Origin of the sequence: Comamonas denitrificans (assembly GCF_042654745.1) — a bacterium.
GTDB classification, from domain to species: Bacteria; Pseudomonadota; Gammaproteobacteria; order Burkholderiales; family Burkholderiaceae_C; genus Comamonas; species Comamonas denitrificans.
The window spans coordinates 80,426-94,887 of sequence record NZ_JBHSEY010000048.1; the positions used below are offsets into that span (position 1 = coordinate 80,426).

General features: G+C 60.1%; 14 protein-coding genes. 6 read left to right on the forward strand and 8 right to left on the reverse strand.

Translation table 11 applies throughout. The annotated features are described in order from the left end of the window. Positions 1-6: 6 nt before the first annotated feature. Both ACFO24_RS10160 and ACFO24_RS10165 read right to left on the reverse strand, forming a co-directional pair. Positions 7-1,140, reverse strand: coding sequence for a PilT/PilU family type 4a pilus ATPase (locus ACFO24_RS10160; RefSeq protein ID WP_377738242.1), 1,134 nt, complete (start codon positions 1,138-1,140; stop codon positions 7-9). Between the two features lie 53 nt (positions 1,141-1,193). After that, positions 1,194-2,237, reverse strand: a complete 1,044-nt coding sequence (locus tag ACFO24_RS10165; protein ID WP_377738243.1) for a type IV pilus twitching motility protein PilT — start codon at positions 2,235-2,237, stop codon at positions 1,194-1,196. 40 nt (positions 2,238-2,277) lie between these two features. On the opposite strand from ACFO24_RS10165, the gene ACFO24_RS10170 reads away from it, so the two are divergent. Next, positions 2,278-2,979, forward strand: coding sequence for a YggS family pyridoxal phosphate-dependent enzyme (locus ACFO24_RS10170; protein ID WP_377738244.1), 702 nt, complete (start codon positions 2,278-2,280; stop codon positions 2,977-2,979). A 161-nt stretch (positions 2,980-3,140) separates the two neighbouring features. Here ACFO24_RS10170 and ACFO24_RS10175 read toward each other — a convergent pair whose 3' ends face one another. After that, complete coding sequence (locus ACFO24_RS10175) at positions 3,141-3,710, reverse strand: hemerythrin domain-containing protein (protein ID WP_377738245.1); 570 nt, start codon at positions 3,708-3,710, stop codon at positions 3,141-3,143. Between the two features lie 64 nt (positions 3,711-3,774). Beyond that, entirely contained in the window at positions 3,775-5,214 is a 1,440-nt protein-coding gene (gene dnaB / locus ACFO24_RS10180) for a replicative DNA helicase (protein WP_377738246.1), read from the reverse strand. 302 nt (positions 5,215-5,516) lie between these two features. On the opposite strand from dnaB, the gene ACFO24_RS10185 reads away from it, so the two are divergent. Together ACFO24_RS10185 and lysA are read left to right on the forward strand one after the other, a co-directional pair. After that, entirely contained in the window at positions 5,517-7,205 is a 1,689-nt protein-coding gene (locus ACFO24_RS10185; protein WP_465251392.1) for a PHA/PHB synthase family protein, read from the forward strand. Positions 7,206-7,305: 100 nt separating this feature from the next. Next, positions 7,306-8,559, forward strand: a complete 1,254-nt coding sequence (gene lysA / locus ACFO24_RS10190; RefSeq protein WP_377738247.1) for a diaminopimelate decarboxylase — start codon at positions 7,306-7,308, stop codon at positions 8,557-8,559. 80 nt (positions 8,560-8,639) lie between these two features. Here lysA and ACFO24_RS10195 read toward each other — a convergent pair whose 3' ends face one another. The 4 genes from ACFO24_RS10195 to ACFO24_RS10210 form a co-directional block, all read right to left on the reverse strand. Beyond that, positions 8,640-9,653 (reverse strand): NAD(P)H-dependent glycerol-3-phosphate dehydrogenase, encoded by a 1,014-nt coding sequence (locus ACFO24_RS10195; RefSeq protein ID WP_377738248.1) that lies wholly within the window; start codon positions 9,651-9,653, stop codon positions 8,640-8,642. Positions 9,654-9,792: 139 nt separating this feature from the next. After that, a complete protein-coding gene (gene secB, locus ACFO24_RS10200) occupies positions 9,793-10,254 on the reverse strand; it encodes a protein-export chaperone SecB (RefSeq protein ID WP_207575799.1) in 462 nt (153 codons plus the stop codon). An 87-nt stretch (positions 10,255-10,341) separates the two neighbouring features. Continuing rightward, on the reverse strand, positions 10,342-10,599 hold the full coding sequence (grxC, locus tag ACFO24_RS10205; RefSeq protein ID WP_207575800.1) for a glutaredoxin 3: 258 nt from the start codon (positions 10,597-10,599) through the stop codon (positions 10,342-10,344). A gap of 62 nt (positions 10,600-10,661) precedes the next feature. Beyond that, positions 10,662-11,069 (reverse strand): rhodanese-like domain-containing protein, encoded by a 408-nt coding sequence (locus tag ACFO24_RS10210; protein ID WP_377738249.1) that lies wholly within the window; start codon positions 11,067-11,069, stop codon positions 10,662-10,664. A 242-nt stretch (positions 11,070-11,311) separates the two neighbouring features. On the opposite strand from ACFO24_RS10210, the gene gpmA reads away from it, so the two are divergent. The 3 genes from gpmA to ACFO24_RS10225 all read left to right on the forward strand — a co-directional run bounded on the left by gpmA (position 11,312) and on the right by ACFO24_RS10225 (position 14,438). Next, positions 11,312-12,055, forward strand: a complete 744-nt coding sequence (gene gpmA, locus ACFO24_RS10215) for a 2,3-diphosphoglycerate-dependent phosphoglycerate mutase (RefSeq protein ID WP_377738250.1) — start codon at positions 11,312-11,314, stop codon at positions 12,053-12,055. A 52-nt stretch (positions 12,056-12,107) separates the two neighbouring features. Then, the gene (locus ACFO24_RS10220) at positions 12,108-13,565 is read left to right on the forward strand and encodes a S41 family peptidase (RefSeq protein ID WP_207575803.1); all 1,458 of its coding nucleotides are present in this window, start codon (positions 12,108-12,110) and stop codon (positions 13,563-13,565) included. 108 nt (positions 13,566-13,673) lie between these two features. Next, positions 13,674-14,438: a HesA/MoeB/ThiF family protein gene (locus ACFO24_RS10225; RefSeq protein ID WP_207575804.1), complete on the forward strand. Its 765-nt coding sequence runs from the start codon at positions 13,674-13,676 to the stop codon at positions 14,436-14,438. Positions 14,439-14,462 lie beyond the last annotated feature (24 nt).

Below are 14,462 nucleotides of genomic sequence, written 5' to 3' on the forward strand. Positions count from 1 at the left end.
TGGGATTTACATCACTTTGAAATTTTCTGTGCCGGCCATCAGGTCAGACTTGGCCCGCTGGCTGTGCAGCTTGATTTGCAGACGCAGGTTGTTCACCGAGTCGGCGTTGCGCAGCGCATCTTCGTAGGTGATGGAGCCCGCCTCGAACAGGTCAAACAGCGCCTGGTCAAAGGTTTGCATGCCCAGCTCACGGCTTTTTTGCATGATTTCTTTGATCTCCACCACGTCGCCCTTGGCGATCAGGTCGGAAACCAGCGGGGTGTTGAGCAGCACCTCCAGCGCGGCAATGCGGCCCTTGGTGCCCTGGCGCGGCATCAAACGCTGCGAGATCATGCCGCGCAGGTTCAGCGACAAATCCAGCAGCAATTGCTCACGCCGCTCTTCGGGGAAGAAGTTCACGATGCGGTCCAAGGCCTGGTTGGCACTGTTGGCGTGCAAGGTGGCCATGCACAGGTGGCCGGTTTCGGAGAAGACGATGGCGTGCTCCATGGTTTCGCGGTCGCGAATCTCGCCCATCAAAATCACGTCGGGGGCCTGGCGCAGGGTGTTTTTCAGGGCTGCTTCCCAGCTGTCGGTATCCAAGCCCACTTCGCGCTGGGTGATGATGCAGTTTTTGTGCGGATGGACAAATTCGATCGGGTCTTCCACGGTGATGATGTGGCCGAACGAATTCTGGTTGCGCCAATCGACCATGGCCGCCAGCGAGGTGGATTTACCCGAGCCCGTCGCGCCCACAAAAATGCACAGGCCACGCTTGGTCATGGCCACGTCTTTGAGCACCTGGGGCAGGCCCAGCTGGTCGATGGTGGGGATGTCGGCCGGAATCGTCCGCAGCACCATGCCCACGCGCCCTTGCTGAATGAAGGCATTCACCCGAAAGCGCCCAATCCCGGCCGGGGAGATGGCAAAGTTGCATTCCTTGGTGCGCTCGAACTCGGCCATTTGGCGGTCGCTCATGATGGAACGGGCCAGCGCCATGGTGTGATTGGGCGACAGTGGCTGCGGCGACACCCGCGCCACCGCACCATCGACCTTGATCGCGGGCGGAAATTCAGCCGTTAAGAACAAGTCACTGCCCTTGCGATTGACCATTAGCTGCAGCAGGTCGTTGATAAATTTACTGGCCTGATCGCGTTCCATACGTGAAGCGTCCTTTGCGTTTTAAAAACAAAATGTTGGTCTGGCCGCTTTGCTTAGCCGGGGAAGTTTTCCGGGTTTTTGGCCTTGGCGCGGGCTTCGGCGGCGCTGATGATGTTGCGGCGCACCAGATCGGTGAGGTTTTGATCCAGCGTTTGCATGCCCACGTTGGAGCCGGTTTGGATGGCCGAATACATTTGCGCCACCTTGGCCTCGCGAATCAGGTTGCGAATGGCGCTGGTGCCAATCATGATTTCGTGCGCCGCTACCCGGCCGTTGCCATCCTTGGTCTTGCACAAGGTTTGCGAAATTACCGCCTGCAACGATTCCGAGAGCATGGCCCGCACCATTTCTTTTTCTTCGGCCGGAAAGACATCAATCACCCGGTCAATGGTCTTGGCCGCGCTGGAGGTGTGCAGCGTGCCGAATACCAAGTGGCCGGTTTCCGCCGCCGTCATGGCCAGGCGAATGGTTTCCAAGTCACGCATTTCCCCCACCAGAATGCAGTCCGGGTCTTCGCGCAGAGCCGAACGCAAAGCGGCGGAAAAGGACTTGGTCATCGCCCCCACTTCGCGCTGGTTCACCAGGCATTTTTTCGACTGGTGGACAAATTCAATGGGGTCTTCCACCGTCAGGATGTGGCCCTGCTCATTGCTGTTGAGGTAGTCCACCATGGCCGCCAGCGTGGTCGACTTGCCCGAGCCGGTCGGGCCGGTGACCAGCACCATACCGCGCGGCTTGAGGGCCAGATCGGCAAAAATCTTGGGGGCGTTCAAGTCTTCCAGGGTCAGAATTTTGCTGGGAATGGTTCGAAATACTGCCCCCGCGCCCCGGTACTGGTTGAAGGCATTCACACGAAAACGGGCCAACCCGGCGATCTCGAAGGAGAAGTCCACCTCCAGGTCTTCCTCGTAGGCCTTGCGCTGACCGTCATTCATGATGTCGTACACCATGCTGTGCACCATTTTGTGGTCCAGTGGCTCGACATTGATGCGCCGCACATCGCCATGCACGCGGATCATGGGGGGCAGGCCAGCGGATAAATGCAAGTCCGAAGCTTTGTTTTTGACTCCGAAGGCCAGCAAACTCGTAATGTCCACGTGATTTCTCCTGGTTAGGTTTGGTACGCTCGCGCAGATTATGACCACGATTGCCACCCAACTTCGCGCAGTCACTGCGCAAATTGCCAGCGCCGCTACCCAGGCTGGGCGCAGCCCCGAGAGCGTGCTGCTGCTGGCGGTTTCCAAAACCTTCCCCGCCAGCGCAGTGCGTGAGGCGGCTTTGGCCGGGCAGCGCCACTTTGGCGAAAACTACATCCAAGAAGGCGTGGAAAAAATCGCCGCTCTGTCGGCCATGGCCGATCTGCCGTGCTTGACTTGGCACTGCATCGGCCCCATTCAAAGCAATAAAACCCGCTTGGTGGCCGAGCACTTTGATTGGGTACACACCATCGACCGCCTGAAAATCGCCCAGCGCCTGTCCGAGCAGCGCCCGGCACACTTGCCCGCGCTGCAGGTGTGCATTCAGGTGAATGCAGATGGCGGCGATACCAAATCGGGCTGCACCCCCGCCGAGGCCCCAGCATTGGCCCAGGCCATCGCCCAGCTGCCACGTTTACAACTGCGCGGCGTGATGAGCATCCCCGACCCGCAACCCGATGCCGCCGCGATGCTGGCGGTGCACCAGCAGGTGGTGGCTGTGTTTCACCAATTACAGCAATTGCCGGGCCTGGCCGCGCTGGACACCATCAGCCTGGGCATGACCGCCGACCTGGCCAGCGCCATCGCGGCCGGCAGCACCATGGTGCGCGTAGGCAGCGGTATTTTTGGTGCCCGCAGCTAGGGATGCTCTGCACAAATCGCCGCGCCGCCTGCATCTGCGGCCTCGGGCGGTCTGCGGCGTTGCAAATCCTCGCGATAGCTACGGCTATCGCTGCGGTTTGCGCCTTGCAGCCCATCCCGATCCGCAGCGCAGGCTTTCCGCTCGATGTGTGCAGAGCATCCCTAGTTGGGCGCTGCGATTTGCAAATACAAAGGGTAAAGTTTTTCTTCTTCGCGCTGCATGCGCTCGTGAATGACTTTACTGATATTTTCTAAATCAATTAAAAAGTTGTTTAATTGCTCTTCTGAAAGTTGCTGCAGCGATTCATATTTTTCTAGAAAAGAAAGTACTGTCCGCGCAATGCCATTCATTTCTTTACGAAAATATTTAACAATCTCTATATTGATTTTTTCGTCCGTAAATTGCTGCTGTAAATAAGCATACATCCGAACGTTTTCTTTCAGAATATGACTGCGAAAAACAGAAGCAAATTCTTCTAATCGCTTTTCTGTTTTTTTCAGATCTTTGCGTAAAAATGCACGGCGAATACTCTTTTTCAGTGCCGCCATCATTTGGTGGTCATGCACCAGCTCTTCAATAAGATTTGGGTAATAAGGAATGCCACCAGGTGTTGCTTGCGCAGCCGCTGAAATCAGCGACGGTTCTTCTTCTATTACAGGAGGAAGGGTATCGACGGCATCCCCTCCAGAGGCCGCCTCAGGCTTACTCTTAGCTTTAAAAAAGCCAAACATGCTTACTCCACGCTTATAAATTGTAGGAATTGTGATTTAAATAGAGGCGTGACTGTAAATCAAGTTACACATCATTACTAGCACCCAAAGCCAAATTTTCGAACCGTGTTTGATTTTTCTGAAAGTACAGCTTGACGGTACCAGTTGGGCCATTGCGCTGTTTGCCGATGATGACTTCGGCCACGTTGGGCTCTTTGCTATCTTTATTGTAGTAATCATCGCGGTAAATGAACATGATGATGTCTGCATCCTGCTCGATGGCGCCGGATTCACGCAGGTCGCTCATCATCGGGCGCTTGTCGGTGCGCTGCTCGACCGAGCGGTTGAGCTGCGACAGCGCAATCACCGGGCACTGCAGCTCTTTGGCCAGCATCTTCAAGCCGCGCGAGATTTCGCCCAACTCGGTGGCCCGGTTGTCGCCACTGGTGCCGCTGCCTGAGCCGCTCATGAGCTGCAAGTAGTCCACCACGATCAGCCCCAGCTTGCCGCAGCTGCGCGCCAGGCGGCGGGCGTTGGCCCGCAGTTCTGAAGGGGTCAGGCCCGGGGTTTCGTCAATGTGCAGCGATACCTGGCGCAATGATTCGATGGCCTCGGACAGGCGCGACCATTCCTCATCGGTCAATTTGCCGGTGCGCAGATTGCCCTGGTTGATGCGGCCAATCGAGCCGACGATACGCACCGCCAGCTGCGCCGCGCCCATTTCCATCGAGAAGATGGCCACGGGCAATTGCTCATGCAGTGCCACGTGTTCCGCAATGTTCACGGCAAACGAGGTCTTGCCCATCGACGGCCGCGCGGCCAGCACCACCAGGTCGCCCGCTTGCAGGCCGCTGGTCATGCGATCCAGATCGGCAAACCCCGTGGGCACGCCGGTGACATCCATGGGGTTGTCGGCCATTTCCTGCACCCGATCGAGCAAATCGACCACCAAGGTATCGAGCGACTGAAAGCCCTGCTTCATGCGCGAACCTTCTTCGCCAATGGCAAAGATTTTTTGCTCCGCTTCGTCCAGGATGCGCTCTACCGGCTTGCCCTGGGGGTTTTGTGCCTGGGTGGCGATTTCGTCGCTGGCCGTGAGTAATTTGCGCAAAATCGCCTTCTCGCGCACGATTTCTGCATAGCGGCGAATGTTTGTCGCGCTGGGTACGTACTGGGCCAGTTGGTTGAGGTACACAATGCCGCCCACCTCCTGCGCCTTGCCCTGGGCTTGCAGGTGTTCAAACACCGTGATCACATCGGCCGGTTTGCTGTCATTGACCAGCTTGCTCACCGCCATGAAGATCAAGCGGTGCTCGTGGCGGTAAAAATCGCCCTCCGTGAGCAGGTCGCCCACGCGGTCCCAGGCGTTGTTGTCCAGCAGCAGGCCACCCAACACACTCGATTCCGATTCCATCGAAAACTGCGGCAGGCGCAGCTGGGCCAAATCCAGGTCGTGGGGCATATCGGCCGACGCAGAGGGTGCAAAAATTTCGGCCTCATCCAGAGGCGGCATCACGGGTTCCATGGGTATCTTTATCAGCAAAAAAGCCCGAAATGGTAGCCCAGTCAAGCAAAACCCTGGCATCCACTGGCCGTCATTTTGCTGCAATGCAGCAAATCTATTGTTGTTCTTCTTGGGGAGCCGCTACACTGGGGCGATTACCCCGACCCTCATCCTCGCAGACACCATTCCTAGGAGAAGCCTTCGTGTCCACCAAGCCTGAGAAAACTCAAAAAACCCCCACCGCCAAAGCACTCCCGATCACAACCAGCTGCGCCAACGATCCGGCCACAGAAACACCCAATCCTGCGGTACGCAAAACGCCGCTGGATATCAAGATGCTGGCCGGTTTGGCCAAGATGACCCACTCCCTGTCGCCCATGTCGCTGTCCCTGGCGGGCATCGACTGGGTCGGCCACTTGGCTTTTGCCCCTGGCAAGCGCCTGGAGCTGTTCAGCCTGGGCCTAGAGCAAATGCAGCAACTGTGGCAAAACGCCCTGCCCCGGCCCACCGATGCACAGCAAGCGCCGGCCGCCAAGCCCGATCGCCGTTTTGCCGATCCAGCCTGGCAGCAGTGGCCATTCAACGTGACCAGCCAAGCCTTCTTGAATACCGAAACGTGGTGGAAATCGGCCACTCAGAACCTGCCCGGTGTCTCTAAGCACCACGAAGATGTGGTGTCCTTCATGGCCCGGCAAGGGGTGGACATGCTCTCGCCAGGCAACTACCCACTGACCAACCCCGTGGTGCTACAAAAAACCATGGAAACCGGCGGTGCCAATTTGCAACAGGGCATGCTCAACTTTCTGGACGACCTGGGCCGCACCAGCCAAGGACTGCCGCCGGCGGGCACCGAGGATTATGTTGTGGGCAAAAACCTTGCCGCCACCCCCGGCAAAGTGGTGTACCGCAACCGCCTGATCGAGCTGATCCAGTACAGCCCCACCACCGACAAGGTGCAGCCTGAGCCGGTGCTGATCGTGCCCGCGTGGATCATGAAGTACTACATCCTGGATTTGTCGCAGCACAACTCGCTCATCAAATACATGGTCAGCCAGGGCCACACGGTGTTTTGCATCTCGTGGAAAAACCCCGGTGTGGACGAGGCCATCCTGTGCATGGACGACTACTTGGCCCTGGGCGTAGAGGCCGCGCTGGATGCCATCAACGCCATCGTGCCCAAGCAAAAAGTCCACGCTGCCGGTTACTGCCTGGGCGGTACGCTGCTGTCGATCGCCAACGCCGCCATGGCCCGCGATGGGCAAGACCGCCTGGCCTCGATGACGCTATTTACCGCACAAACTGACTTTACCGAGCCGGGCCAGCTGGCGCTGTTCATCGACGACAGCCAACTGGCCATGCTCGAAGCCCAAATGCGCGAAACCGGCTACCTGCAGGCCGGGCAGATGGTGGGGGCCTTCCAGCTGCTCAACTCCTACGACATGCTGTGGTCGCGCATGGTCAGCGAATACCTGCTGGGCGAGCGCGGCAAGATGATCGACCTGATGGCCTGGAATGCCGATGCCACGCGCATGCCCGCGCTGATGCATGCCCAGTACCTGCGCCGCCTGTTCCTGAACAACGACCTGGCCGGCGGCCGCTACCCGGTGCGCGGCAAACCGGTGGTGATGGCCGATGTGCGCACCCCCATCTTCTGCGTGGCCACCTACACCGACCACGTGGCGCCCTGGCGCTCGGTGTACAAGCTGCACTACATGACCCCCGCCGAGCTGACCTTTGTGCTCACCAAGGGCGGGCACAACGCCGGCATCGTCAGCGAACCCGGGCGCAAAAACCGCTACTACCAAATCCTCAAGCGCGAAGTGGGCGGCCAGTACCTGTCGCACGAAGACTGGCTGCAGCAGGCCCCGCGCGAAGAAGGCTCGTGGTGGCCCACTTGGAGCAACTGGCTCAAAGAGCGCAGCAGCGGCCCGGCCGTCACTCCCCCCACCCTGGGCAGCAAAGACTACCCCGTGCTGATGGACGCACCGGGCGAATACGTGCTAGAAAAATAACCCCCTGCCCCGTGCATGCGCTCTGCGCATGCGCACGAAGCTTTAGACTGCAGCGCCCGCAAAATCTTCTTTTGTCGGCGCTGTTTTTTTATTTCACGCTATGACCATCCCCTTCACCCCCGAACAACTCGACCACTTGGCCGCGCACTATGGCACCCCACTGTGGGTGTACGACGCGGCCACCATCCGCGAGCGCATTGCCCAGCTGCAAATTTTTGACACCGTGCGCTTTGCACAAAAAGCCTGCTCGAACATCCACATCCTGCGCCTGATGCGCGCGCAAGGCGTGAAGGTGGATGCCGTCTCGCGCGGCGAAATTTTGCGGGCGCTGGCCGCGGGCTACCAAGGCGGTGGCGGCCACCCCTCGGACATCGTTTTTACTGCCGATGTACTCGACCCCAGCACCTTGGCCACCGTGGTGGAGCACCACATTCCCGTCAATGCCGGCTCCATCGACATGCTTGACCAACTGGGCATGTGCAGCCCCGGCCATCCGGTGTGGCTGCGCATCAACCCCGGTTTTGGCCATGGCCACAGCAACAAAACCAACACCGGCGGCGAGCACAGCAAACACGGCATCTGGCACACCGCACTGCCCGCCGCGCTGCAAGCGATCACTGCCAACAAGCTGCAACTGGTGGGCTTGCACATGCACATTGGCTCGGGCGTGGATTACGGCCACCTCGAGCAGGTGTGCGGCGCCATGGTCGATTTGGTGCGCACCGTTCACGCCGCTGGGCACGATCTGCACGCCATTTCCGCGGGCGGCGGCCTATCCATCCCCTACCGCGAAGGCGAAGAGCGCATCAACCCCACCCACTACTTTGGCCTGTGGGACGCTGCCCGCCAACACGCCCAAACCATCGTCGGCCACGCCCTGGGCCTGGAGCTGGAGCCGGGGCGCTTTTTAGTCGCCGAATCGGGCGTGCTGCTGGGCCAGGTGCGGGCGGTAAAAGAGGCCGGGCACAACCACTTTGTGCTGGTTGATACCGGGTTTAACGAGCTCATGCGCCCCTCCATGTACGGCAGCTGGCACGGCATGCACATTCAGCGCCCGGGCGACGGCATCCTGCCCAGCGTGCGCGATAGCGTGGTGGCCGGGCCGCTGTGCGAATCGGGCGATGTATTTACCCAGGGCGATGGCGGCATCGTCCTGCCACGCCCCCTGGGCAACGCCCGGGTGGGCGATTTGCTGGTGATTCACAACACCGGGGCCTACGGGGCCAGCATGTCCAGCAACTACAACAGCCGCCCCTTGGCCGCCGAGGTGCTGGTCGATGGCGAACACGTGCAACTCATCCGGCGGCGGCAAACGGTGGAAGAGCTCTTGGCGCTAGAGCTATCAATTGAATAGCTTTTACCGCTTTATTAACAAAGGATTTTTATGATTTTTTATAAAAATCCGTTTATTTAAAAGCGGAAGCTGCTCTTTCTTTACGCATACTCCCCCTTCGGGTCGCGCCCCATGAGGGCGTGCAGCACCTGCTGGGGGCTGGCCGTGCCATCCAGCAACTGCACCACTGCCATGGCAATGGGCATCTCCACCCCCAGCGCCTGGGCCCGTTGCACCACCGTGCGCGCGCTGTACACCCCTTCGGCCACATGGCCCAGCGATTGCACGGCGGCCTCTTGGCTCAGGCCCTGGGCCAGCAGCAGGCCCACCTTGCGGTTGCGCGACAAATCGCCGGTGGCCGTCAGCAGCAAATCGCCCATGCCGGACAAGCCCATAAAGGTTTCGACCTTGGCCCCCAGTGCCACGCCCAGGCGGGTCATTTCGGCCAACCCCCGGGTGAGCAAGGCCGCGCGGGCGTTCAGGCCCAGGGCCAGGCCATCGCACAGGCCAGCGGCAATGGCCATGACGTTTTTCACCGCACCGCCCACTTCCACGCCCACGATGTCGGCATTGGCATACACGCGCAGCGCCGGGCTGTGAAAAGCCGCTTGCAACGCGGCACGCACGGCGGCATGCGCACTGGCCGCCACCAGGCAGGTGGGCTGGGCACGGGCCACTTCCAGGGCAAAACTGGGGCCGCTCAAAGCGCCGCATTGCAGACCAGGGGCCACTTGGGCGGCCACTTCGTGCGCCATCAGCCCCAGCGCATCGGCGGTGGTGGGTGCTTCAAAGCCTTTGCACAGCCACGCCACCGGGGCCGTGACCTTGGCCTGGGCCAGGGTGTGCAGTGTGGAACGCAGCCCAGCCATGGGCGTGCCAATGATGAGCAAATCGGCCCCAGGCAGCGCTGCCGCCAGGGGGCCACTGACCACGCTGACCCCAGCGGGCAGCACCACATCGGGCAGGTAGCGCGGATTGGTGCGCGTGCTCTGCATGGCCTGCGCCTGCTCGGGCGCGCGGGCCCAGAGGGTCACGCGGTGCCCCCCAGCCGGGTGGGCGGCCGCGCAAGCCATGGCCGTGCCCCAGGCCCCGGCACCAATAACGACGATGTGCATTGCGTCCCCTTTGCCTTGATGGTCTTGATTGCTTAAAGTTGATAGCTGTTAGCGCTTATCTACATTACCCAAACAGCTTGTTTTATGCATAAACGAAAAAGCCCCATTCAAGGGGCTTGGCGGCAAGGCGGCAGCGTGTTTACTGCAGCTGGCCTGCTTCTTGGGCCTGGGCGGCGGCTTGCTGCTGCTCGTACAGGGCCTGGAAGTTGATTTCGGCCATGTGCACGGGCGGGAAGCCCGCGCGGTTGATGATGTCGGCCACGTTGCCGCGCAGGTAGGGGTAGAGAATTTGCGGGCAGGAGATGCCAATCACGTTGTTCAGCTGCTCTTCGGGGATGCCACGGATTTCAAAGATACCGGCTTGCTTGGCTTCGACCAGGAAAACGGTTTTGTCTTCAATCTTGGTTTGCACGGTCGATTGCACGGCCACTTCGTAGATGCCATCGGCCACCGGGGTGGCTTCCACGGCCAATTGGATGTCCAGACTGGGCTGCTCTTGCTCCAGCAAGATGGCGGGGGAGTTGGGTTGCTCCAGCGACAAGTCTTTCAAATAGACGCGTTGGATTTGAAAGACGGGGGTTACGGCTTGTTCGTCGGACATGAGAAATTTAACTATGAGGGGTAGAAGAAGCGGCCATTATGCCGCCAGGAAAAACCGCGCCAGGGGCTTGGCAGCAGCCCATGTGGTTTAACTATTGAGCAAAGGCACAAGCCCGCCTTGGGCATCCAGCGCCGCCAAATCATCGTAGCCGCCCACATGGGTGCTACCGATAAAAATTTGTGGCACGGTGCGCCGGCCGGTGCTTTCCATCATGTGGGTGCGGGCGCTGGGGTCTTGGTCGATGCGGATTTCTTCAATCTGCTCCACCCCCCGGGCTTTGAGCAACTGCTTGGCGCGGGTGCAATAGGGGCACACCGCGGTGGTGAACATTTTTACAGCTTGCATGCTGGGGCCTTTCTGCAGAGTCGGTAGGAAAGTCTGGAGGAAGTATTTCAGCTGGGGGCCGCTTAGCTTTTTACAACCGGCAAGCTGGCCGCTGCCCAGGCACGCATGCCGCCGGCCAGCACTTCGGGCTGCTCGTAGCCCAGTTTTTTTGCCACCATTTGGGCACGGGTGGAGCGTGGACTGGTGGCGCAGACAAAAATCACGGGCAGTTTTTTGTTCTTCACCACCTGGGGCAGGCGCTCTTCAATCTGTGCCAGGGGGATGTGTTTTGCGTTGGTGATGTGGCCCGCCGCATATTCCTCGGCCTCGCGCACATCCACCACCACCGCCTTGTCGCGGTTAATGCGTTGCACCGCCGCTTGCGGCTGCAAGCCCAGGCCCGCACCGCCACGCAGCACGGGCAGCGCCAAACCAATGCCAGAGACCAAGGCCAGCACCAACAAATACCAGTTTTCAATCAAAAAGCTCACAGCAGTCCTTGCCAATCAAGTAAATAAAAAAGGGGGAAGAGAAAAACGGAAAAAAGTGCAAACGATTGCAGCAAAAGGAGCGATTTTAGGCGCTTGCCCGGTGCCGATAGCCGCAGCCAACCAGCCAACGCCCTAGAATGTGCTGTTTACTGCCGGATAGGCGACTTTTGCGCCGATTTGCGCGTGCGGATCGTCTTCTATCGGGCCTGCCTGCTGCTCTCTTTTTTTAAATTTGCCCTGCCATGTACAAACTCGTGCTTATTCGCCACGGCGAATCGACTTGGAACCTTGAAAACCGCTTTACCGGCTGGACCGATGTGGACCTCACGCCCACCGGCGTGTCGCAAGCCATCTCGGCGGGCCAGCTGCTCAAGGCCGAAGGCTTTGAGTTTGATGTGGCCTACACCAGCGTTTTGAAACGCGCCATCCACACCCTGCAGTACGCCCTGGACGCAATGGACAGCACCTGGCTGCCCGTGGTCAAAGACTGGCGCTTGAACGAGCGCCACTACGGCGGCCTGCAAGGCCTGAACAAAGCCGAAACCGCCCAGCAATACGGCGCTGAGCAAGTGCTGGTGTGGCGGCGCAGCTACGACACCCCGCCCCCGGCGCTGGAGGCGGGCGACCCACGCAGCGAGCGCGGCGACCGCCGCTATGCCAAGCTGGAGCCGGCGCAGATTCCGCTGACCGAGTGCCTCAAAGACACCGTGGCCCGCGTGGTGCCGTTTTGGCAAGAGGTGCTGGCCCCGCGCATCCAAAGCGGCGAGCGCATTGTGATTGCCGCCCACGGCAACTCGATTCGTGCCTTGGTCAAGTACCTGGACAACATTGCCGACGATGCCATCGTGGGCGTAAACATCCCCAACGGCATCCCGCTGGTGTATGAGCTCGATGCCCAGCTGCAGCCCATCCGCAGCCACTACCTGGGCGATGCCGAAGCCGCCGCCAAAGCGGCTGCCGCCGTGGCCGCCCAAGGCAAAGCCTAAGCTGCCACACTGGTATCTCCCCCTTCAAAGCTCAACGTTCAAAGGAAGACGCATGGGGCAAAAACTCAAAATCGCCGGCTGGGTTTCGCTGGGCGTGCTCGCTGGGGCGCTGACCACCGTATCACTGCAAACCGTGGCACGCGGCGGCATCGCCCCGCTGCCACTGGAAGAGATTCAACAGCTGTCGGCTGTGTTTGGCATCATCAAGACCGACTATGTCGAGCCGGTGAACGATAAAAAGCTGATCACCGATGCCATCTCGGGCATGGTCTCCAGCCTGGATCCGCACTCGCAGTATTTCGACAAAAAGTCGTTCAAAGAATTTCGCGAAGGCACCAGCGGCAAATTCGTGGGCGTGGGCATTGAAATCACCCAAGAAGATGGGCTGATCAAAATTGTCTCGCCCATCGAAGGCTCGCCCGCCGACCGCGCCGGGCTGAAAACCAACGACCTGATCACCAAGATTGACGACACCGCCGTCAAAAGCCTGAGCCTGAACGAAGCCGTCAAGCGCATGCGCGGCGAGCCCAACACCAAGGTGACGCTAACCATCCTGCGCCGTGACGAGGCGCGCAATTTCCCGGTCACCATCACGCGCGAAGAAATCAAAACCCAGTCGGTCAAAGCCAAAATGATCGAACCGGGCTATGGCTGGGTGCGCCTGAGCCAGTTCCAAGAGCGCACGGTGGAGGACTTTGTGCGCAAAGTCACCGAGCTGTACGCGCAAGACCCCAAACTCAAAGGCTTGGTGCTGGATTTGCGCAACGACCCCGGCGGCTTGCTGGATGCGGCCGTGGCCATCTCGGCGGCCTTTTTACCCCAAGGGGTGACGGTGGTGAGCACCGATGGCCAGCTCGAAGAAAGCAAGGCCGTCTTCAAGGCCGAGCCCCAGTTCTACGCCCGGCGCAGCGGTGATCCGCTGGCCGATCTGCCCGCTGCGCTGAAAAAAGTGCCGCTGGTGGTGCTGGTCAATGAAGGCTCGGCCTCGGCCAGCGAGATCGTCGCCGGGGCCCTGCAAGACCACAAGCGCGCCACCATCATGGGCAGCCAGACCTTTGGCAAGGGCTCGGTGCAAACCGTGCGCCCGCTGGGGCCCGATACCGGCATGAAGCTGACCACAGCGCTGTACTACACGCCCAGCGGCAAATCCATCCAGGCCAAGGGCATCGTGCCCGACGTGATGGTGGATGAAACCGCCGAAGGCGATGTGTATGCCGCACTGCGCATGCGCGAGGCCGATTTGGACAAGCACCTGTCGGTCGATAAGGCCGACGAATCGGTGGCTTTGAGTGCCCGCGAAAAAGCCCGTGAAGAAGCGCGCAAGCGCCTGGAAGAAGACAGCAAAAAGCCGCCCGAGGAGCGCCGTCTGCCTGAGTTTGGCTCGGAGAAAGACTTCCAGCTGCAGCAAGCGCTCAACCAGCTCAAAGGCAAGCCGGTGCTGGTGAGCAAAACCCTGACCGAGCGCGCGCCCGAGAAGAAAGACGACGAGGCCAGCAACGGCGAGGAATAAGCCCGTTGCACACACTAGGTTGATAGCTTTTACCGCTTAAAAATAAAGGGTTTCAGATGGTTTTCTATCTGAAACCCTTTGTTTATCAACGCCAACAACTATGCTTTTATGAATGACGACCAACTTCTGCGCTATTCGCGCCACATTTTGCTCGATGAGATCGGCATTGAAGGGCAAGAGCGCATCTGCGCTGCCCGGGTGCTGATTTTGGGGGCCGGTGGGCTGGGAGCCCCCGCCGCCCTGTACCTGGCCGCCAGCGGCGTGGGCCAGATCACGGTGGTGGATGACGATGCCGTCGATCTGACCAACCTGCAGCGCCAAATTGCCCACACCACCGCCCGCGTGGGCCAGCCCAAAGTGGCCTCGCTGGCCCAGGCCGTGACCGATCTCAACCCCCAAGTGCAGCTGCAGCCCATCGCCCAACGCGCCGATGCCGCCTTGCTCGATGCCCTGCTGCCCGGCATGACCGTGGTGCTGGACTGCTGCGACAACTACCGCACCCGCCACCTGCTGAACGCCGCCTGCGTGCGCCACGGCATCCCGCTGGTCAGCGGCGCGGCCATCAAGTTCGATGCGCAAATCACCGTGTTTGACCCGCGCCACAGCGAAGCGCCCTGCTACGCCTGCCTGTTCGACCCCGACGCGCAGTTTCAAGAGGTGCAATGCGCCACCCTGGGCGTGCTCTCACCGCTGGTGGGCATCATCGGCAGCATGCAAGCGGCCGAGGCACTGAAACTCATCACCGGCATCGGCCAATCCCTGGCCGGGCGGCTGTTGCTGCTGGATGCCCGCACCATGGAATACAGCCGCATGCACACCGCCAAAAACCCGGAGTGCAAGGTGTGCGGCCCCGCCACGCACGCTGCGCTGTAAGAACGTGTTCACGATCTCCTCATG

Coding starts and splice junctions, on each gene's coding strand:
- ACFO24_RS10160 (WP_377738242.1), bottom strand. CDS start 1,140: ATGGAACGCGATCAGGCCAGTAAATTTATCAACGACCTGCTGCAGCTA.
- ACFO24_RS10170 (WP_377738244.1), top strand. CDS start 2,278: ATGACCACGATTGCCACCCAACTTCGCGCAGTCACTGCGCAAATTGCC.
- ACFO24_RS10175 (WP_377738245.1), bottom strand. CDS start 3,710: ATGTTTGGCTTTTTTAAAGCTAAGAGTAAGCCTGAGGCGGCCTCTGGA.
- dnaB (WP_377738246.1), bottom strand. CDS start 5,214: ATGGAACCCGTGATGCCGCCTCTGGATGAGGCCGAAATTTTTGCACCC.
- lysA (WP_377738247.1), top strand. CDS start 7,306: ATGACCATCCCCTTCACCCCCGAACAACTCGACCACTTGGCCGCGCAC.
- ACFO24_RS10195 (WP_377738248.1), bottom strand. CDS start 9,653: ATGCACATCGTCGTTATTGGTGCCGGGGCCTGGGGCACGGCCATGGCT.
- secB (WP_207575799.1), bottom strand. CDS start 10,254: ATGTCCGACGAACAAGCCGTAACCCCCGTCTTTCAAATCCAACGCGTC.
- grxC (WP_207575800.1), bottom strand. CDS start 10,599: ATGCAAGCTGTAAAAATGTTCACCACCGCGGTGTGCCCCTATTGCACC.
- gpmA (WP_377738250.1), top strand. CDS start 11,312: ATGTACAAACTCGTGCTTATTCGCCACGGCGAATCGACTTGGAACCTT.
- ACFO24_RS10220 (WP_207575803.1), top strand. CDS start 12,108: ATGGGGCAAAAACTCAAAATCGCCGGCTGGGTTTCGCTGGGCGTGCTC.
- ACFO24_RS10225 (WP_207575804.1), top strand. CDS start 13,674: ATGAATGACGACCAACTTCTGCGCTATTCGCGCCACATTTTGCTCGAT.